Origin of the sequence: Tsuneonella mangrovi, assembly GCF_002269345.1 — a bacterium.
Lineage (GTDB): Bacteria > Pseudomonadota > Alphaproteobacteria > Sphingomonadales > Sphingomonadaceae > Tsuneonella > Tsuneonella mangrovi.
In genome coordinates, this window is the sequence record NZ_CP022889.1 from 1,733,741 (window position 1) to 1,758,718 (window position 24,978).

Here is a 24,978-nt window from a genome sequence, read left to right on the forward strand (position 1 = left end):
CGCATGAACGTCCGTCGTTGCTCACTGGGGCTGTCGGTTGCTGCCGGAGCTTTTGCTGTCGCGAGCCCCGCGCTGGCCCAGCAGATGACCTACGAATACGCGCAGACCGCGCAAGCGACGCCGAACGTAGTCTACACCTCACAACCGGTGGTCCAGCCGCTTCCGGCTCCGGCCCCGGCGGCTCCTGCAGCTACAGGTGCGATGCCGCCGGCCCCGCCAGCACCTCCGGCGCCCCCCGCGGCCGCTTGGCACGACCAGCGGGGTCGGACCTACGAATACCGGACGGTCGAGACTGCAGGCACCTATCCGGCAGCAATGCCCGCGCCAGGTGGATTTACGATGGCTCCGCCCCCGCCGCCGCACTTCGACCGCGATGCCTGGCTCGACAATTGCCAGGATCGCTTGCGCGGCGTGAAGGAGAAGGATCGCGGGGGCGTGATCGGCGGCCTGCTCGGCGCGATCGCCGGCGGCGTCGCCGGTAACGAGATCGCCCACACCGGCGACAAGCTCGCCGGATCGCTCATCGGTGCAGGCGTTGGCGGTCTTGCCGGCGCCTTGATCGGAACGGCGATCGGTTCAGCCGGGCACCATGGCCGGCGCGACGAGTGCGCCGCCTACCTCGATCGCTACATGGCCCGTTACCCTGGCTATGCCTACGGCTATCCTGCATATGGATACGGCTACGGCTACGCATATCCCGCATACGGCTATTACATGCTGGTTCCGGTGATGATGCAGGTGCCACAGCGCAAGGTCGTGAACGAGTACGTTACCGAAGATTGGGTTGATGTGCCCGCACCGCACACGCATCAGCAGAAGATCTATCGCCCTGCGCCGAGGCCCACCAAGGTGATCAAATACACCAAGCAGGCAAAGCCGACAAAATATACCAAGGGCCGATAGGTCCGCTCGGCCGAAGCCTTCAGTCGGCCAACGCTTCGTCCGGGCGCGGAACAAAGTCGCGCCGCGCGACTTTTCGCTTGGGCTGGTCCGCAGCGCCATCCTTGACAGCGCCCGCTGCGACGACTGGTGCGTCCGGCCCGCCGACAATGGCGTGTGGCTGGCAGACCAGTGGCGGCTGGTCATCGTCGCCGAGCTCGCGGTGCGGAATGGCGACTTGGCACGACTTGGCCGGAACCCCGATGACCAGCCACTTGTCAGTTCCGGCAGCGTTGATCTCGACCATCCCGTTGTAGCCGACCATTGTGCGCTCACCGGATGGCTGCATCACTGCCGGCATACCGGCCGCGATCGGCTTGCCTGAAGTATCGACCACCTGGCGCATCACCGGACGGAAGTGAACCGCATCGAGCTCGACGAGCGCGACCGCCCTGCGCGGAACGACGATCAGGTGCTTGGTCTCTTTGACGATAGCATCGGCCGGCAGCTTGTCGGGATCGACATCGATCTTGATTGTCGCCTGCGAAGGAATGTTCTGGACCAGCAAGAGGCCGTTCTTGTCGGTCTTGCCGACCAGCAGGTTCTCGCGGGTGACCGGGATGCCTTCGACCTTGCCGGTCGTGCGGACCAGCGCATAGGAACCGCCCGAGCGGTTGCGGGCAAACACCGTCCCGCCGGCGACCAGCAGTGTGCCATGGGCATCGATGCGCCCCGCAAAGCTCCCGTCGACCTGCTCTATCTGACCATCCAGCATGATATTGCGGCTGCGCCAGGTCGCGCCGCCAGCAATCCGCTGCGAAGTGTCCGATCCGCTGACGTCCGCCCGATAGCCGATATCGCCGTCGTTCAGCGCATCCCGGTAGTAATTGAGCGACGCGTAGGGATGCTTGTCGTTGTAGCTTGCCTGGACTGCGCCGCGCTTCTGTCCGCCAAAGCTGATCGACAGCCCGATGGCAGCCGAATACCCGGTCCCAATCTCGGTACGGCGCATCCCACCGCCTGCAAATAGCGTAGCCCGCTTCGAAAGTTGCGTCCGCAGGTTCGCATTGAACACTTCGTTGAAGCGTTCAGGCACAGGTGGGCCGTAAACCGGGTTCGGAACGGCGCGATATTCCTGCCGTGCGTAGGAGAACTGGATCTCCGAATTGGTCGAGTAGTGATAGGAAACCTGGGCCGAATACTGGCGCGGGGGTCCCTGATCGCCCAGGTGCGCGGCGACATCACGATAATTTGACGTCGGAATGATCGCTCCGACCCGCCCGCTGAGCGTCCGGCCGACCGATTCGAGCGCTATATTGACCAAACCGCCACTTCCGACAGCGCCATCCTGGCTCGCGCGGCCCTCGATCGTCAGCATTGCGACGTTTGCAAGCACGACATCGGCGCGTGCGCCGACATTCGCGATGCCCGGCGACCATTCGCCACTGGCTTCGACCGTCAGATGCGACGAAAGCCCCCGCCTTATAAAGCCGGTGGCTGCAAATGGTCCGTAATCGTTGGAAACTTCGCCGTATCTTCGTCGGACGAAACCGGCATTCATCGCAAATCGCGTCGTTTTCGGCGCGAGCAGGGTTTGCGACATGTAGAATTTGGTCGTCTGGACGATTTCGCGACCCAATGCGTCTTGCATGATTACTGAGACTTCGCCGCGACCGGGCTGGGTCGGGATGTTCCGGACGGTAAATTCGCCCGGTTTGACTTTGCCGAGCTCGTATCGGCTGTCGGCCGTGAGCACATCTAGCGTGGTCGGCACCGCAACGTCTCCGCTGAACGCAGGCAACGGCGTCGTGACGAGATCGGGCCGCAGCCCGAAATCGCTTCCGACCTGGATGCCGCCAAGGCGTACTGCACGCTGCGTCTGGCTACCCGCGCTTACGAAATCACCCATTGTCGCGGCGATTCCCTTGTCCGCGATCGCAATCTGCGCACTGGTTGCCAGTCGAACGACCGCTGGTGAACCATTTTGCGGGTCGGTGGTCATCCTGACACTGGTGCCGAGCGCGAAATTTCCCCGCACGAGCGCGGCATCGAATAGCGCGCCGGCGCTCGATCCGTGGCTCCCCGCCGAAGCGGTCATGTCGTAGTCGATCCGCAGCGCCGTCAGCGGGCGGCTGTCTCCACTGCGATCTGATGGCACAGCAAAGTCCTTCAGATTGCTGCCGTCGGCTTTCTGGAACCGCTCGATCGTCAACCGCTGCCGCAGGCTGTCGAAGGAAAACTCGTAAATCTTCAGCGCCGACAATGGGATATACCCCGTTGCTCCGTCGGGAACCGGCAGTCCGGCGACCCGCGCGTCATCGGCATTGATCTTCATCGACTGGCCATGGCCTTGCAGGTCGACCATCCGGTTCTTGCGTTGGCCGTCGACGACGATCTCCGACAGGCCGGGGCCGGGCGCTTGCTGCACGCTTTGCGCAGTCACCCCCTTAGGCAGCGCAAAAGGATCCTCCTGCGCCTGCAGGGGTGCCCCCGCAAGCGCCGCAACAGCGACCAGGAGCGCTAGGAGAGGCCTAACCGCACGATGAGCGAGGCTGCGCATCGACCGTCCGGCCGTCCACATAGGCAGTGATCGTCACCGCACCGAGCGAACAGGCATTATCATCCGGCCAGGAAATCGTCGATTTACCCTGCACATAGCGCAGGATATTGTGTCCGAGCGCGACGGATTTCCCGTCCGCGGTCTTCACGTCGATCTTGATTATCCGTGCCGTCTGGCCACCGCTGTTGGTGACCGAGATCCCGTTCGGTCCGATCGTCCAGCCAAGCTCAGCAGGAGCGGCCGTATCGCGGTCGAGGAAAACGGGCAGGTTGAACCGGATCCGCGCCTCGGCGGTCCCGGCTTGGGCAAGCGTGGGGTCAGGCAATTGGTCCACGACCAGCCTGAAACGCTTCTCGCCCGGCGACGCGGGCGTTGTGCGCAATAGGCGCACAATCTGCGTTTCGCCGGCGGGAATGGATACGATCGACGGAGAAATGGTCAGGTCGGTGCTCGGAGCGTAGACATCTTCGCCGTTGACCTGCGACCAGGCGAACAGGCGCGTCTGGACCGGCACGGCCCGGGTCGATACATTCGCTATGAGCAAAGTGGCGCCGCGTTGGGCGTCCTGGATCTCGATCCTGAGAGGCGAGACGTTGAGCGCCGCGCCGGTTGCGGATTGTGCCGCAGCGGGCGTTTCAGCGCCGACGAGACCGAAGGTGAATGACCCGCACGCTGCGATCGCCACGAACGCGCGGAAGACAGCAGCTGTGCGGATCATTCAGGTCTCCATGGTGAGATCAGTAGTTGACGCTGACCACAACCGAATCGCTGTAGGTACCGGCAGGAACCGCCGCCTGGGCCGGAACGCGGCCGTAGAGCGTGATCGCCTGGTTGGTGCCATCGCCGACGCCGGTCGTACCCGCAGACGGGGTCCACGCGGTCGTGCGAGCCGAATCGCTGTAGATGTCGTAGCTAATCAGGTCGCCAGCAACCGACTTCAGCTCGCGCTGGGTCGTGGCACCTGCATTCGCGCCGTAGTCGACGAACACCGAGTAAGCGGCACCAGGGGTGCAGTTCACGGTCGTCGGCGAAGTCGAATCGATGGCGACGGCAAGCGAAGTCGTCGAACCGAAATCCAGCGGCTGCGCGGTCACGCTGCACGCCGTGGTAACGTTGAGCGAGACCTGAACGGTCCCGGTGGCTGTGCCCGCAAACGAAGGCGTGGCGGTAACGGCTGCGGCAGCAGCAACAAGAATAGCAATCTTACGCATGGTAATTGATCCCCTAAGTCCTGGCTAAGTAATGTGCCGGGTACTTCCATGGCGCAGAAAGCTTGCGAAACCCCTAATGGTTACGCAGGAATTCGTGCTTCGTTACGGGAACTTGCCTACGGTAATATGGTTAACACCGGGTAAAAGGTGCGGACGATTTTAACCACGCCAGGAGCGTGCATCTGGCTTACATTCTGTCGGATGGGCGTTCGAGCGAGGCTAACGGCTCAAAAGCTGAGGGTAATCGTGACGGTGTCGAGATAGACCGTCGGCAGCGCCTTGCCTGCCGGAACCCGGCCATAGAGCGTGTGGGTCACCGTACCGCTGGGAGGGATGGTGCCGGATTCCAGCGATCCGGGCGTTGCGCCCCATCGCTGGGTGCGCGCAGCATCTTGGTAAATGTCGTAGCTGACGTAGATGAATTTCAGATTCACCGCGGTTTGCGCGAGCATCCGGCGCTGGCCAGCTGCAGTCGCATTCTGCCCGTCGTCGATCGACACCGTGTAGGCGGTGCCCGGATTGCAAGTCACGTCGATCGTCGAGGATGCGTCAATCTGTTTGATGTTGGGCTTGGAGTTGCCGAACATCAGCGGATTGGTCTTGATCCCGCAACTCGTATTGACCTTGAGTGTAGCCGGAACCGAATTGGTCGTTTGTCCGGCATAGGCCGGGTTCGCTGCAGCCAGGCAGGCTGCAAACGCCGGAAATACAGCGATTTTCATCACGGATTTCACAGTGACCGGTCCCCTATCCGGCCGCTGTGTAACCAAAAATGCTTACCGGTATCCTAATCACCTTGGGATCGAACCGGCGATTGATCAGATATCGCCGCCCGTAAGCCTCTGACAAACAAGGTCGAGTTGGTCGAGTGTACGATATCGGATAGTCACTGTTCCTGCCCGCGGATCGGCGTCGGTCTTGATCCGAACCGACAGGCCGAGAAACTCCTCCAAATGACGCTGGACTGCAGCGATGTCGGCATCGTTAGTGCCAGGACGAGCCGCGCGGGCCTTGCGGCGTTCTCCCTCGCCAGCCGCCCCCGCGGCCCCCTTGCGCACAAGACGCTCGACCTCGCGAACGGACAGCTTGCCGTTAACCGCCTGCCGCGCAAGCGGGACGGCGTTTTCGTTGCCGATCAGCGCACGCGCATGGCCCATCGAAAGCTGTTCATCTTCAACAAGATCAAGCACTTCATCGGGCAGGAGCAGCAACCGTTGGAGATTCGCGACGTGGCTGCGCGATTTATCGACCAACTTGGCTATTTCGGCCTGGGTCATGCCTTCGAGATCGGCCAGCCGCTGGTAAGCCCTGCCCTCCTCTACCGGATTGAGATCCTCGCGCTGGACATTCTCGATCAGCGCCAGCGCCATTACTTCGCGCTCATCGAGATCGCGCACCAACGCGGGAATCTCGTGCAGTCTGGCTTTCTGCGCCGCACGCCAGCGGCGTTCACCCGCGACCAACTGGAAGCGCCCGCCGGCAAGCGGACGGACTATTACCGGCTGGATTACCCCGCGCTGGGCGATCGACTGGGCGAGCTGCTCAAGTGCTTCCTCGTCGAAGCGTTTACGGGGCTGGTTGGGCAGCGGTTCGATCGCCGACACGGGCAGGCTGGAAAGCCCCGAACCCGCTGTTTTTACGAGCGTTCCACCCTCGTCGGGTGTGCCGCCGGCGGCCAGTGGCTCCTCCCTCCGGGTTTCGCCGAGCAGGGCGCCCAGCCCCTTGCCGAGTTTCTTCTTCGTGTCACCCTTGGGGCGTTCCGGGATCGAGAAACGAATGGGGTCGGTCGGATCGCTCATGCGGCTTTCCTTTCGGCAGGGATGCGCCCGATCAGTTCGCGCGCAAGGGCGATATAGGCGCGGCTCCCGGGGCAATTGTGATCGTAGACAAGCGCCGGAAGTCCGTGGCTCGGCGCTTCGGACAAGCGGACGTTGCGAGGGATTACCGATTCGAACACCAGCGGCCCGAGGCAATCGCGCACGTCATCGGCCACCTGGTCGGTCAAGCGGTTGCGCCGGTCGAACATCGTCAGGACGATGCCGATGATTCCGAGATCGGGATTGAACCGGTTCTGGACCCGCTCGACCGTCTGCAAGAGCTGGCTCAGACCCTCGAGAGCGAAGAATTCGCACTGGAGAGGCACCAACAGAGTATCGGCTGCACCGAGTGCATTGAGCGTCAAGAGCCCCAGCGATGGCGGGCAGTCGATAAAGGCAATATCGTGGCCGTTGTGGCCAGCGAGGGCGGTCGACAACCGGGCAGTGCGATCCTCCACGGCGACCAGTTCGACCTCGGCTCCGCTCAGGTCCTGCGTCGCCGGGACGATGTCGAGCCCCGGGATGTTGGTCGGCTGGATGCACTCGGCCAGCGGTTGCCCCTCGACGACGAGGTCGTAGCTCGAATTGTCTCGATGCTCTCCGTCGACGCCCATCCCGGTGGAGGCATTTCCTTGCGGATCGAGGTCGATTAGCAAGGTTTTCCAGCCGGTTGCCGCCATCGCAGTAGCGATGTTGATCGCTGTCGTGGTCTTGCCCACCCCGCCCTTCTGGTTGGCTATGGCGATGGTGATCATTGCGGCAACGCCTCCTTGTTTCGACCCACGATAATTCCCGATTCCGGGTCGGTAAGCGAGGGTTCCACGTGGAACATCCGCCTCATCCCCCGCGGCAGGCCGGCTACTTCCTGCTCCGCCGAGCGCCCCTTGGGCAACAGCCACACGGTGTCGCTTGTGGAAAAGCGGCGGGATAAGCTGAGCAAACGCGGCATCGGAGCAAATGCGCGCGCCGATATGACACTCGCGGAGAATGTATCGAGGAGTTCGAGGCGTTTTCCCTCGATTCTACATCGCTCAAGTCCGAGCTTCACTACCATGCGAGTGAGCCACTCGATTCGCCTCTTGCGCGATTCGACCAACACCACGGGCCACTCCGGGCGCAAAATCGCGATCACGAGACCAGGAAACCCGGCTCCTGAACCCAGGTCGAGCCAAGGAGCATCCAGCGTTTCACGTGAAACATGATGGAGCAACTGTGCGCTATCGGCCAGATGCCGCTGCCACACCGAGTCGAGCGAGCGAGCGGCCACCAGGTTCTGGTGTGTATTTTCAACACACAGGCTGGCAACCAATTCCTCAAGCCGCTCGATCGCTCGGTTCGAGCCGAGTTCCTCTACAAATGTGCGAGCTTCGCCTTCCGAAGCGATCACGCCGCCGCCTCCACACGCCGGGCGTGGACCAGCAGCGCAGCGAGTGCCGCGGGGGTAATTCCGGGAATCCGACCGGCCGCAGCGAGATTTGCAGGCTTCGCGGCCGCGAGCCGCTCGACCATCTCGTTCGACAGGCCGGGTACAGCTTCGAACCGAAAGTCGGGCGCCAGTCGGACCGCTTCGCTCGCTCGCAAGTCGCGCAATTCCGCTTCCTGCCGCGCGAGATAGGGCGCGTAGGCAGCGTCTTCGGCAAGCTCGATCCCGGCCTCGTCGTCGGCAAAACCTTCGGGCAACCACGCCTTTAGCGATTGGCCGTCAAGGTCAGGGTGCGCCAACCATTCGGCCAGCGGCTTGCGTCCGGCGTCGCGTTTCACCGGAAGTCCCGCCTCGGCCAGCTCCACCGATGTCACTGGCACAGCGATTGCCGTGTTCCACGTGGAACGTCGATGCTCGCGCGCATCGAACCACACCTTTCGCTCTTCGCCGACACAACCGGTAGCAATCGCCAGTGGGGTCAATCGGGTGGTGGCATTGCTCGCGCGCAAGCGCAGCCGATACTCTGCTCGGGCCGTGAGCATGCGGTATGGCTCGCTCGCGCCGTGCAGAGTCAGGTCGTCGATCATCACGGCAATGTACGAATTCGCTCGGTCGAGCAAAGGCGCTTCACGCCCAAGAACGCTCGCCGCGGCATTCATCCCGGCAACGAGGCCTTGTGCAGCCGCTTCCTCATACCCGGTCGTGCCATTAATCTGTCCCGCGCAATAGAGGCCCGGGATCGCCTTGACTTGCAACCCGCCATCGAGTGCGCGTGGATCGATATGATCGTATTCGACCGCATATCCGGGGACGACCATCTCAACCTGCTCCAATCCTGCCATGGTGCGCAGGAAGGCGAGCTGGACGTCGGTCGGTAACGATGTGCTGATCCCGTTGGGGTAGACCAGGTGTGTTGCCAATCCCTCGGGCTCGAGGAATACCTGGTGCCCGTCACGGTCGCCGAAGCGGTGGATCTTGTCTTCGATCGAGGGGCAATAGCGAGGCCCCGCCGCCCCGATCGCCCCACTGAACAGAGGCGAACGGTGGAGGTTGGCGCGGATCAGGTCGTGCCCCGCGCTTGTCGTACGCGTGATCGCACAAGCGACCTGCGGGTTCGCGCGAGACCGGGTGAGCGGAGACATTGTCCACGCCTCTGCATCGGAAGGCTGTTCGTCCAACCGTGCCCAATCGATCGTGCGCCCGTCGAGGCGCGGGGGCGTCCCGGTCTTGAGCCGCGCCATCGGCAAGTCTGCCTCGCGCAGCTGCATAGCCAGCGCTTGCGCCGAATTCTCGCCAATCCGGCCACCTTCGAAGCGTTCCTCGCCCCGGAACAAGGTGCCGCCAAGAAAAGTCCCGGTGCACAGAATGACAGCTCGGGTTACCAGTTGTGTTCCGTCGCCAAGCCCGAGTCCTGCAATGCGTCCGCCATCCAAGAGCAAAGACGCCACTTCGCCAGCCACCACTGAAAGGTTGGCCTGCTTGCGAATGAATTGCTGGACCGCCCCCCTGAACAACATCCGATCGGCCTGGACGCGCGGACCCCAAACTGCACTCCCCTTCGAGCGATTGAGCATCCGGTAATGGATTGCGCCCGCATCGGCTGCTCGACCTATGATACCGTCGAACGCATCCACCTCGCGAACAAGGTGACCTTTCCCGAGACCGCCGATTGCCGGATTGCAGCTCATCGCCCCGATCGCGTCGGGATCGAATGTGACAAGTCCGACGCGCGCACCCATCCGTGCGGCTACGGCTGCCGCCTCTACGCCGGCGTGACCGCCGCCGACAACGAGGATGTCGAACGCTTCCATCGAAAGGCGCAGATAGGTGACCGACACAACCCGGTCAAAGCCTGATTAGTCGCAATGGTTGACCCGAGCGCCAATTCGCGATGTTTCACGTGGAACACGCCTATTTCCCGATACAGAAACGCCCAAAAAGCGCGTCGAGCATGTCTTCAGTGGTTGCGCGGCCGGTCAACCGATCGAACGCGACACGCGTCGCACGCAGACGCTCGGCCGTGATCAAGGGATCGCCCTCTATCGAAATACCCGACAACGCCGAATGGGCCTCCGTCATGATGTCATGCTGCCGCTTGCTCAGCGCGCCTTCTCCGGGTCTTGGCAAAGACTTTCTCGCAACATCAATCAGTTGATGCTTCAAGCTTTCAACTCCTGAACCATCGATGGCCGACACCCGTACCCGCGCATCGCGCTTGGTTGCCTTGCCGAGATCGGCCATCGTTTCGACTTCCCAAGACCCCACCGGGCCCTCACCTTCGGCACCGAGCCACAGCACCAGATCGGCTCGATCGAGTGCTGATCTGGCGCGATCGATCCCTTCGCGCTCGATCGCATCGTCGGTCGCCTCGTGCAGCCCGGCTGTATCGACCAGCGTGAACGCAATGCCCTCGAATGCGACTGATCGCTCGATGACATCGCGGGTAGTACCTGCGGTCGGAGAGGTTATCGCAGCTTCATTCTCAAGCAATACATTGAATAAGCTGGATTTTCCAACATTCGGCGGCCCTGCGAGTACCACCCTGAAGCCCTCTTTGAGCGGTTCGGCGCGCGGCCTTGCCAACCAGATGGCCAATTCTTCTTCCAAATCAGCGATTTGAGCAGAGAACTCTGGCGAAAGTCCGCCAACATCGTCTTCGTCACCAAAATCGAGCACCGCCTCCACTTGCGCGGAAAGGCGCAGTAGGCGTTCCCGCCAACCATCGATCGTACGCGACAACGCACCCGAAGCCATCGCCATCGCCGACCGGCGCTGCAGTTCCGTTTCGGCTTCGAGGAGATCGGCGAGTCCTTCGGCCTCGGCAAGATCGATCCGTCCATTCACGAACGCGCGCCGGGTGAACTCGCCCGCCTCGGCCCTGCGTAGCCCGATTCCCGCAAGTGCGCCTTCGATGGCGGCAACCACGGCTCGCCCACCGTGCAGGTGCAGCTCGACCGTATCTTCTCCGGTAGCGGTGCCCGGCCCCGGCAACCACAGCACCAACGCGCGGTCGAGCGGCGCACCCTCTCCGTCACGCAACTCCGTCGCCACGGCACGGCGCGGCTCCGGCACCCTGCCCGCCAACGCCTCAATTGATTCATGCGCACGAGCTCCGCTCACGCGGACGACCGCAATCGCTGCGGGCGGCGCTCCGCTCGACAAGGCAAAGATGGTGTCGCTCATCGCAGCTTGCGGCACCGCGCGCGGCGCGCCCTAATCCTTGCCGGCCTTGCTCGATCCGCCCTGCGCCTTGGTCGCGCCTTCGATGAAGTTCTGGAACAGCTTCAGGCCGACCTGCCCCATCGGGGCCATCTGGTTGGCATATTCCTGCAGCTTCTCGGTGCTTCCGACCCCCTTCATCGCCTTGGTCATCATGTCGACATAGACGTCGTTCGCCTTGCCGACATCGGGCAAGCCCATGAAGGACCGGGCCTCTTCGGGCGTACAATCGATTTCGATATGGACCTTCATCGCCGTTTCTCCGTTATGCAATGAAACCCATCTTGGCTTGTCGAACGGTATCCGCAAGCCCTACGCCGCATTCACGAGAGTTTGAACGGGAGAATCTGCATGACTTCGATGGTTTCCATTCCCACCCTGTCCGGAACCGACAGCTTCAACGCCTACGTCGCCCGTCCCGCTGGCGAGCCCACCGCTGCAATCATCGTCATCCAGGAGATATTCGGGGTCAATGCCGGGATCCAGCGCAAGTGCGACCTGCTGGCCGAGCAAGGCTACCTCGCGGTCGCGCCCGACCTGTTCTGGCGGCTCGAACCGGGCATCGAGCTCGATCCCGACATCGAACCCGAGTTCCACCGCGCGCTCGATCTTTTGGGCAAGTTCGACCAGGACCAGGGCATTCGCGATATCGAAGCGACGATCCACTGGGCGCGCGCTGAATCCGGCGGCAAGAAGGTCGGGGCAGTCGGATACTGTCTTGGCGGGCGGCTCGCCTATATGACCGCCGCGCGCACCGACATCAACGCCTCGGTCGGATACTACGCGGTCGGGATCCCGGACCTGCTGCGCGAGAGCCACGCAATCGCTCACCCGCTGATGCTGCATATCCCGACCGCCGACGGGTTCGTTCCGCCTGAAGCGCAAAAGGCGATGCACGAAGGGCTCGATCCGCTGCCGAAGGTCACCCTGTACGACTACGAAGGCCTCGACCACGGGTTTGCGACCCAGTTCGGCAATCGCCGCAACGATGCCGGTGCGACGCTCGCCGACGGCCGCACCGAAACATTCTTCAAGGAGCACCTCGCAGCATGATCTTCAGCGCTGCAACCCGCCATCACACCGAAAGCCTGTTCATGCGGATGCTCCCGCTCCTGCTGCTTGCCGCGTTAACGGCTGCTTTTGCTGCGGCCGGGGGCAAGTGGATGTGGGGTTTGATCCTGACGGTTCCCCTGCTGGCGGTCGCGCTGCTCGATTTCTTCCAGGACAAGCACTCGCTGCGCCGCAACTACCCGCTGCTCGCCCGGGTGCGCTGGGCGATGGAAGACCTGCGCCCGTTCGCGCGCGCCTACATCGTGGAAGGGGATCTCGAAGGCCGCCCGTTCAACCACGACCAGCGCGCGCTGGTCTACGCCCGGGCAAAGGACCAGCTCGACGATCACCCGTTCGGTACCGAGCTCGACGTCTATTCGGACGAGTACGAATGGCTCGCCCACTCGATCGTCCCCAACGAAAGCGCGCCCAAGGAATGGCGCGTGACGATCGGCAATGAACAATGCTCACAACCTTACGCGGCGGCGCTGCTCAACATCTCGGCGATGAGCTTCGGCTCGCTTTCGGCCAATGCGATCATGGCATTGAACAAGGGCGCGGCGCTCGGCAGGTTCTACCACGATACCGGCGAAGGCGGCCTGTCGAAGTATCACCGCAAGCACGGTGGCGACCTGGTATGGGAAATCGGCAGCGGATACTTCGGCTGCCGCGGCGACAGCGGCGGGTTCGACGAAGGTCTGTTCACCGAAACCGCCCGTCTCGACCAGGTCAAGATGGTCGAGATCAAGCTTAGCCAGGGCGCAAAGCCTGGCCATGGCGGTGTGCTGCCCGGGGTCAAGGTCAGCGAGGAAATCGCCGAAGCACGCCACGTCCCCGCTGGTAAGGACTGCGTTTCGCCCGCCGCGCATTCGATCTTCTCGACCCCGATCGAATTGCTCGAATGGGCCGCTCGTCTGCGAGATTTGTCAGGCGGCAAACCGGTCGGGGCGAAATTGTGTGTCGGCCAGCCACACGAAGTGTTCGCGATCATGAAAGCCATGCGCGAGACCGGCATCCGGCTCGATTTCATTGTCGTCGACGGGGCAGAAGGTGGCACCGGTGCGGCACCGGTCGAGCTATCGAACCGCGTAGGGATGCCACTGCGCGAAGGGCTGATCCTGGTGCGCAATGCGCTGATCGGCACGGGGCTGAAAGGCGCGGTCAAGCTCGGTGCATCGGGCAAGGTCCACTCCGGCGCAGGCCTCGCAATGAACCTCGGCCTCGGCGCGGACTGGTGTAATGCCGCGCGCGCAATGATGTTCTCGCTGGGGTGCGTGCAATCGATGCGCTGCCACGAGGATACCTGCCCCACCGGCATCGCAACGCAGGACAAGACCCGCCAGCGTGGACTGGTGGTCGAAGACAAGGCGGAAAGGGTCGCGCGGTTCCAGAAGGCGACACTCGAGGCGCTGCATACGATCGTCGTCGCGATGGGACTCGACAACCCGTGGCAGATCACCCCTGATCACATCAACGAGCGGCTCAACAGCGCCCGATCGCATGCGATCGACCGAATCTATGAATTCCTGCCCGAGGGAATCTTGTTGTCCGATCCGGACTCGACGCACTATGCCCGCTACTGGCATGCCGCACAGGCACACACGTTCCAGAGGAAATCATGAGCGCGAAAAAGGGACTCGAACGCTGGCACACGGTGCTGAAGGCAGGAAACAAACCCAAAGACCTGGCGGCGATCATCCGCGAAGACGCGGTGTTCCACTCACCGGTTGTCCATACCCCGCAAAAGGGTCGCGACATCGTCGTCGCATACCTTTCGGCTGCCGGCGTGGTGCTCAACGGGGATTCGTTCCGCTACGCCCGCGAACTGGTCGATGGCGATGAAGCGATGCTCGAATTCTACACCGAACTCGACGGCATCCAGATCAACGGCATCGACCTCATCCGCTTCGACGAAGACGGCATGATCGAGGATTTCAAGGTCATGGTCCGCCCGCTCAAGGCGATCAACAAGGTCTGGGAATTGATGGGCGCGCAGCTGGCGAAGGCATCAGCCTAGGCGCTCCTTAAGGAACGAAAGGCGCTGCTCCACGGGAACCAGAGGCAGGTCGACCGGATCGTAGCCATAGCGGCGCCATGCGGCGGTCACCGCCTTGTCGCTCGCAACCGCTTCTTCCCAGTTCTGGATACGCTGCGCGTCCTGCACATAGATCGCCGCCCATGCCGGCGCCCGCAGGATCGGCCCGGCATAGCGCAGTTGGCGACACGCATCGTCGACCGCCTTGGGTATCGACAGGCCCGACACATCGAGGAACCCGGCGACATCGGGAAACCCGCGGTCGAAAACGACTGGCCCACCCAGCTTGTGAGCGCGTTCGAATTCGTGTGCATGGGCGTCGAGCATCGCTTCGGCAAATCCGTGCGGATCCTCCTCGCGCAGCGCCATCCCGCCTGGCGCGGAGAGGATCTGCCGCGCCACTTCAGGCGAAGTGGCGAGACCAGCCGAACCGGCGGCTTCAAGCAGCGTGGACTTGCCCGCACCCGGGGCACCGGTAAGCACGGCATGTCGGATGCTTGGACGCGTCATCACCGCATTTAACCGATGAACGGCAAGGCAAGAACTTGCCGCCTCAAGTCGATAGCGGCTTCTTCGCCGATCTGCACGATCGGGACCACCAGGACCGACTGCCCGGAGATCGGAATCAGCATCCGTCCCAGCACCGTGCGGACTCGGCGAACGTCAACCCGCAGGTACAGCGTTTCGATTGCACTTGTGCGCACCAGCAGCCCGCGATCGGTTACGGCCAGAGTAAAGGCGGGCCGAGACATACCCCGAAGCACAGGTAACACCACGAAAAGCAGGACCGGCAAACCCAGCCCCATCCAAAGCAATGTCGAATCGGACCGTGCTTGGGATACGACGAGGGCCCCTGCGCAAACCAGCAGGATGCCCCAGTTCTTGATCAACGAACTGCGTTTGCCGACAATCAATTGTAAGGCCGTGGTCGCGATTACCAGATCGAGGGGTTTCAGCCGCAGGGGTCCGAATTCCCGTGCCATTGCAAGCCCCGATTACTGGTTCATCGTCGCGAAGAAGTCCTCGTTGGTCTTCGAATCCTTCATCTTGTCGAGCAGGAATTCCATCGCGTCGACGGTACCCATCTGCATCAGGATCCGGCGCAGGACCCACATCTTCGAGAGCTTGTCCTTCTCGACCAGCAGTTCTTCCTTGCGGGTGCCGGACTTGCCGACATCGAGCGCGGGGAAGATGCGCTTGTCGGCGACCTTGCGGTCGAGCACGATTTCGCTGTTGCCGGTCCCCTTGAACTCTTCGAAGATGACTTCGTCCATCCGGCTGCCGGTATCGATCAGCGCGGTCGCGATGATCGACAACGAACCACCTTCCTCGATGTTGCGCGCCGCGCCGAAGAACCGCTTCGGGCGCTGTAACGCGTTGGCATCGACACCGCCCGTCAGCACCTTGCCCGAACTCGGCACGACGGTGTTGTAGGCACGGCCAAGACGCGTAATCGAGTCGAGCAGGATAACTACGTCGCGCTTGTGCTCGACGAGCCGCTTGGCCTTCTCGATGACCATCTCGGCGACCTGGACGTGGCGCGTCGCGGGCTCGTCGAAGGTCGAGGAGATCACTTCGCCCTTCACGCTGCGCTGCATGTCGGTGACTTCCTCGGGCCGCTCGTCGACCAGCAGCACCAGCAGGAACACTTCGGGGTGGTTATCGGTGATTGCCTTGGCGATGTTCTGCAGCAGCACGGTCTTACCGGTACGCGGCGGCGCGACGATCAGCGCGCGCTGGCCCTTGCCCTGCGGGCTGATGATATCGATCACTCGCGCGCTCTTGTCCTTCACGGTCGGGTCAAGCGTGTCGAGCGACAGCTTCTCGTCCGGGTAGAGCGGCGTGAGGTTGTCGAAGTTGGTCCGGTGGCGGACCGCTTCGGGATCGTCGTAGTTGACCGAAGTCAGGCTGGTCAGTGCGAAGTAGCGCTCGCCCTCCTTTGGCGCGCGAATCTCGCCTTCAACGGTATCGCCGGTGCGCAGGCCCCATTTGCGGACTTGGTTGGGCGAGACGTAGATATCGTCCGGGCCGGCAAGGTAATTCGCTTCCGGGCTGCGGAGGAAACCGAAGCCGTCACTCAGCACTTCGATCGTGCCGATGCCCATGATCTTCTCGTCGTATTCCTCGTCTTCGGCGAGTTCGCGCAGGATCGAGAACAGCAGGTCCTGCCGCCGCATGGTGCTGGCGCCTTCGACGCCGAGTTCCTCGGCCATGCTGACAAGCTCGGCCGGTGCTTTCTTCTTGAGTTCTTTAAGGTGCATGGAATGATTCCAGTTGGGGATTTACACGGCCGGCCGGTCGTCTGGGCTTGGAGAAAGCAAAACCGGGGCGGATCGCGGGACTGCGAAGGGCCCTCAAGCCGGTTGGTGGAGCGGGGAATAGTCTGCGCGGAAGGTGCCGTCAATTCGCGCGTTGCGCGGTTCGTCGCATGCTCAGAAGGGTTTGACGACCACCAGGATCACGATCAGCGCAGCGAGCATTCCCGGCACTTCGTTGAACAGCCGCAACTGCTTGTCGGTCAGTCTGCGCTCCCCACGTGCCAGCTTCTTCGAGTAGCTGGCCATCCATCCATGATAGGCCGACAGCAGCAGCACCAGGAACAGCTTGGCGTGGAGCCATGGCGCGTTCCACAAGTGCTGGCTTGTCGCGAGCAGGATGCCAAGCACCCAGACCACGATGATCGAGGGATTGAGGATGATCTTGAGCAGCTTGCGCTCGCGATCAATCCACTTGGCGTCCTCCGCCGAGCCGACTTCGGTTTCCTGATGGTAGACGAAATAGCGCGGCAGCATGAAAAGCCCCGCCATCCAGAAGATCACGAAAATGATGTGACCGGCCTTCAGCCACAGGTACGTCATCGCCAGCGCGCCTTCCATGCCGCCCAAATAGGTAGCCTTGCCGCCATAGTCACCCCCTCCAGCCGCGAATCGTGGCTTTCAAGCGCTCGACGTGTTCGATCGGGGTCCTGCGGTCGATCCCATGTCCCAGGTTGAAGACGTGCGGACGTTCTGCGAATGCACGCAGGATTGCTTCTGCCCGGGCAACCAACGCATCGCCGCCGGCCAAGAGCAGCAACGGATCGAGGTTGCCCTGAACCGGCATTCCTTGCGGCAGTTCACGCGCGGCCCATACCGGGTCGATTGTCTCGTCAACTCCCACAGCATCGACACCGGTTTCGCTCGCATAGGCAGGCAGCTTCTCGCCCGCCCCTTTTGGAAAGCCGATCACCGGAACGCCAGGGCAACGCTCGTGGATCGCAACAGCAATCGCGGTGTTGGGAGCGATGACCCAACGCTCGAACTCGTCGGGAGCAAGACTGCCCGACCACGAATCGAACAGTTGCACCGCTTCGGCACCCGCCTCGATCTGTCCGACCAAGTATTCGACCGTCACTTGCGTAATGGTATCGATGATCGCCTGGAAACGCGCCGGATCGCGATATGCCAGCGCGCGCGTCTCGTGCTGGTCGCGGCTGCCTTCGCCGTTCACCATGTAGGTCGCAACGGTCCATGGGCTGCCAGCAAAGCCCAGCAACGTCGTTTCAGGCCCGAGAGCTGCCTTCACCTTGCCCACCGTCCTATAGATCGGCGCAAGACGCTCAGGCACCGCGACAAGCGACGACAGCGGATGTTCGGCCAGCCGCGGAGTCAGTTGCGGGCCCTCGCCGGCGAGAAATGCGAGCTGTTGCCCCATCGCGTAAGGAACGATCAGGATGTCAGAAAACAGGATCGCCCCGTCGAAACCGAACCGGCGGATCGGCTGGATCGTGACTTCCGCCGCTGCGTCGGTATCGTAGACCAATTCGAGGAACCCGCCCTTGTCGGCCCTCAATTCGCGATACTCGGGCAAGTAACGCCCCGCTTGGCGCATAAGCCACATGGGGACAGCGTCGGCACGCTGGCCGCGCAGGGTTTCAAGCAGGAGACCGGGCATCGATTCTCGGGTCCTATCCAATACAATTAAGATTCTTAAGTAAGATGATGGAGTCTGTTGGCCCTGTGGATTTCGGGGACAATCGCGCCCTGCCCGAATTCTCCCGCGATGAACAGGGTGAAGCGGTTCGCGAATCGCTGGTTTACCGCGTCAATGAATCGTTTTCCCCACTGTCCCCAGCCTGTCGAAAAGCCAACCAGAGTGTCCATAAAGTGCTGGGTGGAGGACTCGGACTGGGTATGGAATCGCGGGCCTTGCTTGTCCGCAGTCCTGTCCCGTGGTTTATGCTGGGGGTTGTCCACACGCCGCCGAGCCGATCCCGATGCCGCGACTCCACCTGCACTTGCTATCAGATTCCACCGGCGAAACGCTCGAAATGATCGCCAAGGCAGCCCTCGCGCAATTCGAGGACACCGATATCCAACGCCATTTCTGGCCTATGGTCCGCAGCCGCCAGCATCTCGACCGGATCGTGCCCGATCTCGCGGCCAACCCCGGGTTGGTGCTGTTCACGTTGGTCAATGTCGATACCCGCGCAAGGCTGGAGGAACATTGTCGGACGCTCGGGCTTCCCGCGGTCCCGGTGCTTGATGCAGTGACCGAAGCGCTTGAGGCGCAGCTCGGCCAGGAAGCGCATGGGCGGCCCGGGCGCCAGCACTCGATGGACGAGGCGTACTTCAAGCGTGTCGAAGCGATCCATTACACCATCGCGCACGACGACGGGATCGCGTGGGAGGATTGGGAACAGGCCGACATCATCCTTGCCGGGGTGTCGCGCAGTTCGAAAACCCCGACCAGCATCTATCTCGCCAACCGCGGCTACAAGGTCGCCAATATCCCGCTGGTGGTCGAAAGCCCGCCGCCCGATGCGCTGTTCCGGTTGCGCCATCCGATGGTCGTGGGCCTGACGACCGCACCCGAGCGACTGGTGCAGGTGCGCCGCAACCGCTTGCTTACCATCGCGGAAGGGCGCGAGAGCGATTACGTCGATGCCGAGCGAGTAAATGAAGAAGTGAAGTTCGCGCGGCGGATGTTCGCCGACAATGCCTGGCCCGTAATCGACGTGACACGCCGCTCAATCGAGGAAACCGCCGCAGCGGTGATCAAGCTCTACAACGAACGCGGCGCAAGAGCGAGCGAACCCGAAGACGGGCCCAAGCCGATATGACCCTGGTGCTTGCATCGAAGAGCGCCAGCCGCTGCGCGATGCTCGACGCTGCGGGCGTGGAATTCGATTCGATTCCCGCCGATGTCGACGAGCGGGCAATCGAAGATTCGCTTGAAACCTTGGATCCGGCGGAGATTGCCATTGCTTTGGCGCAGGCCAAGGCGCTGGTGGTCAGCCGCGCATGGCCTGACCGGTTAGTCCTGGGGAGCGATTCGCTGGTGAGCATCGACGGCGAGCGGTTCGACAAGCCCGCCAGCAGAATGGATGCTGCGCGGCACTTGCGGCGCTTTTCGGGCCAGACGATGGAACTCCACAGCGGTGCAGCGTTGTCGCGCGGCGGGAATGTCCTGTGGTCGGCTGGCGACGTTGCGCGGCTCAAGGTGCGTGATCTGTCGAACGAATTTATCGAAGCATACCTCGAGGCAGAATGGCCGGCGATTGCCGGATGCGTCGGCTGCTTCCGGATCGAGGCGCGTGGTGCGCAATTGTTCGAAACGATCGAAGGTGACCAGTTCACGGTGCTGGGCATGCCGTTGCTGGCAGTTCTCGGCGCGCTGCGCGTGCAAGGGGAGCTTCTGGCATGAAGCGCCCCTATGCCGAAGTGATCGGCAGCCCTATCGCCCAGTCGAAGTCGCCCGTGATCCACGGATTCTGGCTCGGAAAGACTGGAATCGCCGCCGATTACCGAGGGACATTGGTCGAAGCATCAGGATTGGCCGACTATCTTTCCTCTCGCCGGGTGGACCCGGATTGGCGTGGGTGCAACGTGACCATGCCGCACAAACTGTCGGCGCTCCCGCTGCTCGACCGGCTCGATCCGCTGGCTGCGAAGATCGGGGCGGTGAACACGATCGTCCCTGACGGCGGCGCGCTGGTCGGCTACAATACCGACGCGCCCGGTTTCCTCGAGCCACTGGCGGGGATGCTTCGTGAGACCCACTTTTTCCGCATGGCGCGGATTCTCGGGACCGGCGGTGCGGCGCGCGCAATCGTGGCTGCGCTGGCGGGCGAAGGGTTCACGCTGGTGCTTGCGGGCCGCAACCCGGACAAGGCGCGTGCCATGCTCGACGAGCTCGATCCGGGCGGTAAGCATCACGCGGTCGATATCGCGCATTTCGCCGATCCGACAGATTTTGCGTTCGACGACCGCGAAGGGTGTTGCGACCTTGTCGTCAACGCTTCGCCGCTTGGCATGCGCGGGCAGTCGCCGCTGGCGTTCGACTGGAGCCACGCTCCACCCGGATCAATCGCGTATGACATCGTGACCGATCCGGTCGATACGCAATTCCTTCAAGGCGCTCGAAGCACAGGACTTGCGACGATCGACGGGCTGGAAATGCTGGTCGGGCAGGCGGCGGTGGCCTTCCAACATTTCTTTGGCGTCGAGCCTCCGCGTGCATTCGATGCCGAACTGCGCGAAAGGCTTTTGGCATGAGCGCCGATGATTCGCCCGCTCGCAAGGCTCACGGGGGGCCGCTGGTCCTCGGCCTCACCGGTTCGATCGGGATGGGCAAATCGACTGTTGCAGCGATGTTCGAGGACTTGGGTGTGCCGGTGTTCGATGCCGACGCCTGCGTGCGCCGGATGCAAGGCCCCGACGGCGCCTTGCTGCCAGCTATCGAGGAGGCGTTCCCGGGATCGACCGGGCCCGAGGGGGTCCGGCGTGAGGCACTGGGGGCGCAAGTTTTCGGCGACAAGGATGCGCTCGCGCGGCTTGAAGCGATTGTCCACCCGGCAGTCGGGAAGGAACGCACTGCATTCCTCGCCAGCCATGCCGATGCGCCGCTGGTGGTGTTCGATATCCCGCTGCTGTTCGAAAAAGGCGGGGCGCAGGCAGTCGATGCCGTAGCAGTGGTTTCGGCACCCGCCGAAGCGCAGCGCGCCAGGGTTCTCGCTCGCCCAGGTATGACCGCGGAAAAGTTTGTTCGCATCCTCTCGCTGCAGGTTCCGGATGCTCAGAAGCGCGAGCGTGCGGACTATGTCATCGATACCGGCGCGAGCCTGGCCGAGACGCGCGCCCATGTCGCTCAGCTGGTTGCTGCACTGACAGGGAGCAATCGCTAGCCCATTCGCGAGTCGCAGGCTTGTCAGGCGGAGGTTTCGCGCCGATATAGATTGGTGATGCGCGAGATCGTGTTCGATACCGAGACTACTGGACTGGATCCCAAGACGGGCGATCGACTGGTCGAGATCGGATGCATCGAAATGGTCAATCGGGTCACTACCGGCGTGACATTCCACGCCTATTTCAATCCCGATCGCGACATGCCGGAGGCCGCCGAAGCGGTGCACGGGCTGTCGGCAGCATTCCTTTCGGACAAGCCGCGGTTCCACGAGCGCGCTGGCGAATTGCTCGAATTTCTCGGCGATGCGTCGTTGGTTGCGCACAACGCCAGTTTCGATTTCGGGTTCCTCAATGCCGAACTCGCGATCGCGGAATTGGAACCGGTCGGTCTCGACCGGATGGTCGACACGATCGCGATTGCCAAGCGGCGCCACCCCGGTGCCAAGCTGTCGCTCGATGCCCTGTGCACGCGCTACGGGATCGACCGGAGCCACCGCGTGAAGCACGGTGCGCTGCTCGATGCCGAACTGCTCGCGCAGCTCTACGTCGAGCTTACCGGCGGAAGACAGATCGGGCTCGAACTTGCTGCCGAAGCTGGCGACGAGACGGTGTTCGTTGCGTCGCCATCCCAGGCCAAGCGCGAGCGACCCTTTCGCGAGCCGCGCCCCCACAGCGCACCGGACCAAGAGCTCGCCCGCCACCGCGCGTTTATCGACCGGATTGAAGGAGCAATCTGGGCCGATCGCGCGTTAGGCAAATGAGTCGCACAACAAGCAGGAGATGACGTGACGATGGACATTCGGATCTCGGGCCACCAGGTCGAAACCGGCGCAGCACTGCAGGAGCATGTGGAAGATCGCTTGACCGGGATCGTCGACAAATATTTCAACCGCGCGATTTCCTCCAACGTTACATTCGGCAAGGCTCCGGCGGGTGCGTTCAGTTGCGACATCGTCACGCACGTGATGCAGGGCCTGATCCTCAAGGCGCACGGTGCCGCTCAGGACGCCCACCTCGCGGCCGATGCCGCCGCTGAAAAGATCGACAAGCAGCTGCGCCGGTACAAGCGGCGCCTGCAGGACCGTCACGAGCAATCACAATATGCCGCCGAGGAAGAAGAGGCCGCATACACGATTTTCGCGGCGCCCGCCGAGGACGCCGAAGACGATTCGAGTGGCGAGACCCCTATGATCATTGCCGAAACCACCGCCGATATCCCCGAAGCGAGCGTCGCCGACGCGGTGATGATGCTCGATTTGCGCGATACCAATGCGATGTTCTTCAAAAATGCTGGCACTGGACGGCACAATATGGTTTATCGCCGCCGCGATGGGTCGATCGGCTGGGTCGAACCGCGCTAGGCGCCACTTTTCCAAACAGGGGATGTGCGAGCCGCTTCGCCCCAATCTGGCGATCCTGGACGCGCTCCTGCGAGGCAGCGCGACGCGTGGGATTGAAAGCATTAGAACGAAGACGAAATTGCGATGGATGTGATTTACAAGCTGTTGCCTGAAGCCGTCTGGGTCGACGACCTGGCCGACAAGCGCGCGATTCTCGAAGCGATGGCGACACGGTTCGCCAAGGTATACGCGCTCGATCGCGTGACCGTGCTTGAGGGTCTCGAGGAGCGCGAGGCACTCGGCAGTACGGGATTTGGTCGCGCCGTTGCCCTGCCGCATGCGCGCATCGATGGACTCAGCCGACCCGTTGCTGCGCTGCTGAAACTGGAAAGTCCGGTCGATTTCGCATCTGCCGACAAACTGCCGGTCGACCTGGTTATCGGACTGCTTTCGCCGACCAATTCGGGGGCCACGCACTTGCACGCGCTTGCCGCCCTGTCGCGAATGGTGCGCGACGAGGACACCCATCGCGCGCTGTCCGAGGCGCAGGACACCGAAGCGCTCTATGCGCTGCTGACCAACGCCTCTGATCGTGACGCCGCCTGATAGTGCGGGTGGCGGCTCGGCAAGTGGTGCCGGCCTGCACCACCGCGCGCTCGAGCGGCTCTACGATGCGGCGCCGGTCAACCGGTTGTTCGACTCGCGGCTTGAGATCGTCGGCGATGGCGCTTCACGAATCGTGTTTTCAGTCGATGAGCGGGTATTCCATGCAGCCGGTGCGGCGCACGGGACGATCTATTTCAAGATGCTCGACGATGCGGCGTTCTATGCTGCGAACACCCGGGTGACCGACCGGTTCCTGCTGACGACCTCGTTCAACCTCCATTTCACCAAGCCTGTACGCGAGGGAGAGGTGATTGCAGAAGGACGCTGGATCAGCGGCCGCAAGCGCGTGCTGGTCGCCGAATCGCGGCTGGTCGATGCCGAAGGCGACGAAATCGGGCGCGGTACGGGCACATTCATGCGGTCGCGAATCCCGCTTTCAAGTCTGCCTGGTTACGCCGATCCGGCCTGATCTGTCGTGGACGAACGCCTGCCTGCACACCTCGAGGTTGCCGCCATTCGCCGACTTGCCGAAGGCTGCGGCGGCTTCGCAACCGTCCTCGCCAAAGGGGAACGCGATGCCGGAACGATCGTAATCGTTGTTATCGGAAGTGGTAAACCGGCAACACTCTTCGAACGGATGCCGCAACTCGACGGCACCAGGGCTTTCGTTGCAACGAAAGCGGAAGAAGCTGAAAAACAGAGAGAATTTTCCGAATACATTACCCGCAGGTCTTCTCGCGATCCCGATTTATGGATAATCGAGGCAGATGTCGCGGATCGGGACGAATTCATGAAATCATTGCCGCAATAGGTTGACTTCGCAGTTGCAGCAATTATGTGCGCCGCGACTTCTACGGGACGTAGGCGGCTTTGGTTGGCATAAGGTCGACAAGCTAGCGCGTAGACGGGGAGCAGCCGGCAGGCTTCGAACAGGACCCACTGTTCAACGCAAGTAACGCGAACGGGTCCCGGTCTGCGCCAGACTGCCTCACCGCTTAGACCGATGTGATCAATGCAGTTCAGACGAGCCACGCTCGCGGCGGTTGCCGCGGCGACAGCTGTTACTCTTTTTGCCGCCGGTGGGTCCGGCGCGTTCGCCCAGCCAGGCGAAGACCAACCCGAAGTTTCGCTTCCGCTGACCGCGGAAACCGTTCCCGCCCAATCCGAAGGTCCGATTTTCGTCTCGAATCCGGTTGTCCAGCCGGTCGACGAGCACGCGAGTGTCGATGCCGCGCCGAGCGACGCCACGTCGTTGCGCGAACTGGTGGACGACATGCCGACTCGCGAAGCGCTTACACCCGAGATGAAGTGTCTCGCCGGTGCGGTCTATTTCGAATCGCGCGGTGAACCGCTGGCCGGCCAGCTGGCTGTGGCCAAGGTCGTGATCAACCGTGCCGAATCAGACGCGTTCCCGTCGGACTATTGCGGCGTGGTGTTCCAGCGCGCGCAGTTCTCGTTCGTGCGTGGTGGCCAGATGCCGCACATCCGCAAGTCCTCGCCCGCATGGAAGCGTGCCAAGGCGATTGCCCGGATTGCCCACGAGGACCTGTGGCAGAGCAAGGCCGAAAACGCGCTCTACTTTCACACCCGTTCGGTCCATCCGCGCTGGAGCCGGACGCGCATCGCCGAAGCGACGATCAACTCGCACATTTTCTACCGCTGAGGCGGTAGC

The 24,978-nt window shown here is 62.5% G+C and carries 29 protein-coding genes; 14 read left to right on the forward strand and 15 right to left on the reverse strand.

Annotated elements, in window-relative coordinates:
* The first annotated feature begins 3 nt into the window (after nucleotides 1-3).
* The gene (locus CJO11_RS08445; protein ID WP_095012315.1) at nucleotides 4-903 is read left to right on the forward strand and encodes a hypothetical protein; all 900 of its coding nucleotides are present in this window, start codon (nucleotides 4-6) and stop codon (nucleotides 901-903) included.
* A gap of 19 nt (nucleotides 904-922) precedes the next feature.
* On the opposite strand, the gene CJO11_RS08450 is transcribed toward CJO11_RS08445, so the two are convergent.
* From CJO11_RS08450 to CJO11_RS08495, 10 genes are all read right to left on the reverse strand, one after another.
* Entirely contained in the window at nucleotides 923-3,322 is a 2,400-nt protein-coding gene (locus CJO11_RS08450) for a fimbria/pilus outer membrane usher protein (RefSeq protein WP_169829162.1), read from the reverse strand.
* A gap of 88 nt (nucleotides 3,323-3,410) precedes the next feature.
* The gene (locus CJO11_RS08455) at nucleotides 3,411-4,157 is read right to left on the reverse strand and encodes a fimbrial biogenesis chaperone (protein ID WP_095012317.1); all 747 of its coding nucleotides are present in this window, start codon (nucleotides 4,155-4,157) and stop codon (nucleotides 3,411-3,413) included.
* A 19-nt stretch (nucleotides 4,158-4,176) separates the two neighbouring features.
* Nucleotides 4,177-4,650 carry a Csu type fimbrial protein gene (locus tag CJO11_RS08460; RefSeq protein ID WP_095012318.1) on the reverse strand — a complete coding sequence of 158 codons (474 nt, stop codon included), beginning with the start codon at nucleotides 4,648-4,650 and terminating at the stop codon, nucleotides 4,177-4,179.
* A gap of 227 nt (nucleotides 4,651-4,877) precedes the next feature.
* Nucleotides 4,878-5,372 carry a Csu type fimbrial protein gene (locus tag CJO11_RS08465; protein WP_150125003.1) on the reverse strand — a complete coding sequence of 165 codons (495 nt, stop codon included), beginning with the start codon at nucleotides 5,370-5,372 and terminating at the stop codon, nucleotides 4,878-4,880.
* 96 nt (nucleotides 5,373-5,468) lie between these two features.
* Nucleotides 5,469-6,449: a ParB/RepB/Spo0J family partition protein gene (locus CJO11_RS08470; protein ID WP_095012320.1), complete on the reverse strand. Its 981-nt coding sequence runs from the start codon at nucleotides 6,447-6,449 to the stop codon at nucleotides 5,469-5,471.
* Nucleotides 6,446-7,222: a ParA family protein gene (locus CJO11_RS08475; protein ID WP_095012321.1), complete on the reverse strand. Its 777-nt coding sequence runs from the start codon at nucleotides 7,220-7,222 to the stop codon at nucleotides 6,446-6,448. Before CJO11_RS08475 ends, CJO11_RS08470 begins: the two co-directional genes overlap by 4 nt.
* Nucleotides 7,219-7,854: a 16S rRNA (guanine(527)-N(7))-methyltransferase RsmG gene (rsmG, locus tag CJO11_RS08480; RefSeq protein ID WP_095012322.1), complete on the reverse strand. Its 636-nt coding sequence runs from the start codon at nucleotides 7,852-7,854 to the stop codon at nucleotides 7,219-7,221. The genes CJO11_RS08475 and rsmG overlap by 4 nt, the downstream gene beginning before the upstream one ends.
* On the reverse strand, nucleotides 7,851-9,701 hold the full coding sequence (gene mnmG / locus CJO11_RS08485) for a tRNA uridine-5-carboxymethylaminomethyl(34) synthesis enzyme MnmG (protein WP_095013309.1): 1,851 nt from the start codon (nucleotides 9,699-9,701) through the stop codon (nucleotides 7,851-7,853). The genes rsmG and mnmG overlap by 4 nt, the downstream gene beginning before the upstream one ends.
* Before the next feature lie 100 nt (nucleotides 9,702-9,801).
* Nucleotides 9,802-11,073, reverse strand: a complete 1,272-nt coding sequence (gene mnmE / locus CJO11_RS08490; RefSeq protein ID WP_095013310.1) for a tRNA uridine-5-carboxymethylaminomethyl(34) synthesis GTPase MnmE — start codon at nucleotides 11,071-11,073, stop codon at nucleotides 9,802-9,804.
* 30 nt (nucleotides 11,074-11,103) lie between these two features.
* Nucleotides 11,104-11,361 (reverse strand): DUF6489 family protein, encoded by a 258-nt coding sequence (locus tag CJO11_RS08495; protein ID WP_095012323.1) that lies wholly within the window; start codon nucleotides 11,359-11,361, stop codon nucleotides 11,104-11,106.
* A 99-nt stretch (nucleotides 11,362-11,460) separates the two neighbouring features.
* Between CJO11_RS08495 and CJO11_RS08500 the strand changes: the two genes are divergently transcribed.
* The 3 genes from CJO11_RS08500 to CJO11_RS08510 are packed head-to-tail and all read left to right on the forward strand — an operon-like array spanning nucleotide 11,461 to nucleotide 14,176.
* Nucleotides 11,461-12,162: a dienelactone hydrolase family protein gene (locus CJO11_RS08500; RefSeq protein ID WP_095012324.1), complete on the forward strand. Its 702-nt coding sequence runs from the start codon at nucleotides 11,461-11,463 to the stop codon at nucleotides 12,160-12,162.
* A complete protein-coding gene (locus CJO11_RS08505) occupies nucleotides 12,159-13,781 on the forward strand; it encodes an FMN-binding glutamate synthase family protein (RefSeq protein ID WP_240504383.1) in 1,623 nt (540 codons plus the stop codon). The genes CJO11_RS08500 and CJO11_RS08505 overlap by 4 nt, the downstream gene beginning before the upstream one ends.
* Nucleotides 13,778-14,176 carry a nuclear transport factor 2 family protein gene (locus CJO11_RS08510; protein WP_095012325.1) on the forward strand — a complete coding sequence of 133 codons (399 nt, stop codon included), beginning with the start codon at nucleotides 13,778-13,780 and terminating at the stop codon, nucleotides 14,174-14,176. The genes CJO11_RS08505 and CJO11_RS08510 overlap by 4 nt, the downstream gene beginning before the upstream one ends.
* Here the strand turns inward: CJO11_RS08510 and CJO11_RS08515 are convergent.
* The 5 genes from CJO11_RS08515 to hemE form a co-directional block, all read right to left on the reverse strand.
* Entirely contained in the window at nucleotides 14,168-14,704 is a 537-nt protein-coding gene (locus CJO11_RS08515) for an AAA family ATPase (RefSeq protein WP_240504609.1), read from the reverse strand. The genes CJO11_RS08510 and CJO11_RS08515 overlap by 9 nt on opposite strands.
* 8 nt (nucleotides 14,705-14,712) lie before the next feature.
* Nucleotides 14,713-14,946, reverse strand: a complete 234-nt coding sequence (locus CJO11_RS13330; RefSeq protein WP_205651051.1) for a hypothetical protein — start codon at nucleotides 14,944-14,946, stop codon at nucleotides 14,713-14,715.
* Between the two features lie 243 nt (nucleotides 14,947-15,189).
* Nucleotides 15,190-16,455, reverse strand: a complete 1,266-nt coding sequence (gene rho / locus CJO11_RS08525; protein WP_095012327.1) for a transcription termination factor Rho — start codon at nucleotides 16,453-16,455, stop codon at nucleotides 15,190-15,192.
* A gap of 171 nt (nucleotides 16,456-16,626) precedes the next feature.
* A complete protein-coding gene (locus CJO11_RS08530) occupies nucleotides 16,627-17,070 on the reverse strand; it encodes a CopD family protein (protein WP_095012328.1) in 444 nt (147 codons plus the stop codon).
* A gap of 31 nt (nucleotides 17,071-17,101) precedes the next feature.
* On the reverse strand, nucleotides 17,102-18,127 hold the full coding sequence (gene hemE / locus CJO11_RS08535; RefSeq protein ID WP_095012329.1) for a uroporphyrinogen decarboxylase: 1,026 nt from the start codon (nucleotides 18,125-18,127) through the stop codon (nucleotides 17,102-17,104).
* A gap of 322 nt (nucleotides 18,128-18,449) precedes the next feature.
* On the opposite strand from hemE, the gene CJO11_RS08540 reads away from it, so the two are divergent.
* The 10 genes from CJO11_RS08540 to CJO11_RS08585 all read left to right on the forward strand — a co-directional run bounded on the left by CJO11_RS08540 (nucleotide 18,450) and on the right by CJO11_RS08585 (nucleotide 24,969).
* A complete protein-coding gene (locus CJO11_RS08540; RefSeq protein WP_095012330.1) occupies nucleotides 18,450-19,295 on the forward strand; it encodes a pyruvate, water dikinase regulatory protein in 846 nt (281 codons plus the stop codon).
* The gene (locus CJO11_RS08545) at nucleotides 19,292-19,879 is read left to right on the forward strand and encodes a Maf family protein (RefSeq protein WP_095012331.1); all 588 of its coding nucleotides are present in this window, start codon (nucleotides 19,292-19,294) and stop codon (nucleotides 19,877-19,879) included. Before CJO11_RS08540 ends, CJO11_RS08545 begins: the two co-directional genes overlap by 4 nt.
* Complete coding sequence (locus CJO11_RS08550) at nucleotides 19,876-20,730, forward strand: shikimate dehydrogenase family protein (protein WP_095012332.1); 855 nt, start codon at nucleotides 19,876-19,878, stop codon at nucleotides 20,728-20,730. Before CJO11_RS08545 ends, CJO11_RS08550 begins: the two co-directional genes overlap by 4 nt.
* A complete protein-coding gene (coaE, locus tag CJO11_RS08555) occupies nucleotides 20,727-21,359 on the forward strand; it encodes a dephospho-CoA kinase (RefSeq protein ID WP_095012333.1) in 633 nt (210 codons plus the stop codon). Before CJO11_RS08550 ends, coaE begins: the two co-directional genes overlap by 4 nt.
* Before the next feature lie 57 nt (nucleotides 21,360-21,416).
* Complete coding sequence (gene dnaQ / locus CJO11_RS08560; RefSeq protein WP_095012334.1) at nucleotides 21,417-22,121, forward strand: DNA polymerase III subunit epsilon; 705 nt, start codon at nucleotides 21,417-21,419, stop codon at nucleotides 22,119-22,121.
* A gap of 30 nt (nucleotides 22,122-22,151) precedes the next feature.
* Nucleotides 22,152-22,721: a ribosome hibernation-promoting factor, HPF/YfiA family gene (hpf, locus tag CJO11_RS08565; RefSeq protein WP_095012335.1), complete on the forward strand. Its 570-nt coding sequence runs from the start codon at nucleotides 22,152-22,154 to the stop codon at nucleotides 22,719-22,721.
* A 123-nt stretch (nucleotides 22,722-22,844) separates the two neighbouring features.
* The gene (locus tag CJO11_RS08570; protein ID WP_095012336.1) at nucleotides 22,845-23,306 is read left to right on the forward strand and encodes a PTS sugar transporter subunit IIA; all 462 of its coding nucleotides are present in this window, start codon (nucleotides 22,845-22,847) and stop codon (nucleotides 23,304-23,306) included.
* Nucleotides 23,293-23,775 carry a PaaI family thioesterase gene (locus CJO11_RS08575; protein ID WP_095012337.1) on the forward strand — a complete coding sequence of 161 codons (483 nt, stop codon included), beginning with the start codon at nucleotides 23,293-23,295 and terminating at the stop codon, nucleotides 23,773-23,775. The genes CJO11_RS08570 and CJO11_RS08575 overlap by 14 nt, the downstream gene beginning before the upstream one ends.
* Nucleotides 23,776-23,781: 6 nt before the next feature.
* The gene (locus tag CJO11_RS08580) at nucleotides 23,782-24,117 is read left to right on the forward strand and encodes a DUF1491 family protein (protein WP_095012338.1); all 336 of its coding nucleotides are present in this window, start codon (nucleotides 23,782-23,784) and stop codon (nucleotides 24,115-24,117) included.
* Between the two features lie 201 nt (nucleotides 24,118-24,318).
* On the forward strand, nucleotides 24,319-24,969 hold the full coding sequence (locus CJO11_RS08585) for a cell wall hydrolase (protein WP_095012339.1): 651 nt from the start codon (nucleotides 24,319-24,321) through the stop codon (nucleotides 24,967-24,969).
* Nucleotides 24,970-24,978 lie beyond the last annotated feature (9 nt).

What these genes read in the sequence shown, in the direction of transcription:
- CJO11_RS08445 (WP_095012315.1), top strand. Translation starts at nt 4, where the DNA reads ATGAACGTCCGTCGTTGCTCACTGGGGCTGTCGGTTGCTGCCGGAGCT.
- CJO11_RS08455 (WP_095012317.1), bottom strand. Translation starts at nt 4,157, where the DNA reads ATGATCCGCACAGCTGCTGTCTTCCGCGCGTTCGTGGCGATCGCAGCG.
- CJO11_RS08460 (WP_095012318.1), bottom strand. Translation starts at nt 4,650, where the DNA reads ATGCGTAAGATTGCTATTCTTGTTGCTGCTGCCGCAGCCGTTACCGCC.
- CJO11_RS08465 (WP_150125003.1), bottom strand. Translation starts at nt 5,372, where the DNA reads ATGAAAATCGCTGTATTTCCGGCGTTTGCAGCCTGCCTGGCTGCAGCG.
- CJO11_RS08470 (WP_095012320.1), bottom strand. Translation starts at nt 6,449, where the DNA reads ATGAGCGATCCGACCGACCCCATTCGTTTCTCGATCCCGGAACGCCCC.
- CJO11_RS08475 (WP_095012321.1), bottom strand. Translation starts at nt 7,222, where the DNA reads ATGATCACCATCGCCATAGCCAACCAGAAGGGCGGGGTGGGCAAGACC.
- mnmG (WP_095013309.1), bottom strand. Translation starts at nt 9,701, where the DNA reads ATGGAAGCGTTCGACATCCTCGTTGTCGGCGGCGGTCACGCCGGCGTA.
- mnmE (WP_095013310.1), bottom strand. Translation starts at nt 11,073, where the DNA reads ATGAGCGACACCATCTTTGCCTTGTCGAGCGGAGCGCCGCCCGCAGCG.
- CJO11_RS08495 (WP_095012323.1), bottom strand. Translation starts at nt 11,361, where the DNA reads ATGAAGGTCCATATCGAAATCGATTGTACGCCCGAAGAGGCCCGGTCC.
- CJO11_RS08500 (WP_095012324.1), top strand. Translation starts at nt 11,461, where the DNA reads ATGACTTCGATGGTTTCCATTCCCACCCTGTCCGGAACCGACAGCTTC.
- CJO11_RS08505 (WP_240504383.1), top strand. Translation starts at nt 12,159, where the DNA reads ATGATCTTCAGCGCTGCAACCCGCCATCACACCGAAAGCCTGTTCATG.
- CJO11_RS08510 (WP_095012325.1), top strand. Translation starts at nt 13,778, where the DNA reads ATGAGCGCGAAAAAGGGACTCGAACGCTGGCACACGGTGCTGAAGGCA.
- CJO11_RS08515 (WP_240504609.1), bottom strand. Translation starts at nt 14,704, where the DNA reads ATGACGCGTCCAAGCATCCGACATGCCGTGCTTACCGGTGCCCCGGGT.
- CJO11_RS13330 (WP_205651051.1), bottom strand. Translation starts at nt 14,946, where the DNA reads ATGTCTCGGCCCGCCTTTACTCTGGCCGTAACCGATCGCGGGCTGCTG.
- rho (WP_095012327.1), bottom strand. Translation starts at nt 16,455, where the DNA reads ATGCACCTTAAAGAACTCAAGAAGAAAGCACCGGCCGAGCTTGTCAGC.
- CJO11_RS08530 (WP_095012328.1), bottom strand. Translation starts at nt 17,070, where the DNA reads ATGGAAGGCGCGCTGGCGATGACGTACCTGTGGCTGAAGGCCGGTCAC.
- hemE (WP_095012329.1), bottom strand. Translation starts at nt 18,127, where the DNA reads ATGCCCGGTCTCCTGCTTGAAACCCTGCGCGGCCAGCGTGCCGACGCT.
- CJO11_RS08540 (WP_095012330.1), top strand. Translation starts at nt 18,450, where the DNA reads ATGCCGCGACTCCACCTGCACTTGCTATCAGATTCCACCGGCGAAACG.
- CJO11_RS08545 (WP_095012331.1), top strand. Translation starts at nt 19,292, where the DNA reads ATGACCCTGGTGCTTGCATCGAAGAGCGCCAGCCGCTGCGCGATGCTC.
- CJO11_RS08550 (WP_095012332.1), top strand. Translation starts at nt 19,876, where the DNA reads ATGAAGCGCCCCTATGCCGAAGTGATCGGCAGCCCTATCGCCCAGTCG.
- coaE (WP_095012333.1), top strand. Translation starts at nt 20,727, where the DNA reads ATGAGCGCCGATGATTCGCCCGCTCGCAAGGCTCACGGGGGGCCGCTG.
- dnaQ (WP_095012334.1), top strand. Translation starts at nt 21,417, where the DNA reads ATGCGCGAGATCGTGTTCGATACCGAGACTACTGGACTGGATCCCAAG.
- hpf (WP_095012335.1), top strand. Translation starts at nt 22,152, where the DNA reads ATGGACATTCGGATCTCGGGCCACCAGGTCGAAACCGGCGCAGCACTG.
- CJO11_RS08570 (WP_095012336.1), top strand. Translation starts at nt 22,845, where the DNA reads ATGGATGTGATTTACAAGCTGTTGCCTGAAGCCGTCTGGGTCGACGAC.
- CJO11_RS08585 (WP_095012339.1), top strand. Translation starts at nt 24,319, where the DNA reads ATGCAGTTCAGACGAGCCACGCTCGCGGCGGTTGCCGCGGCGACAGCT.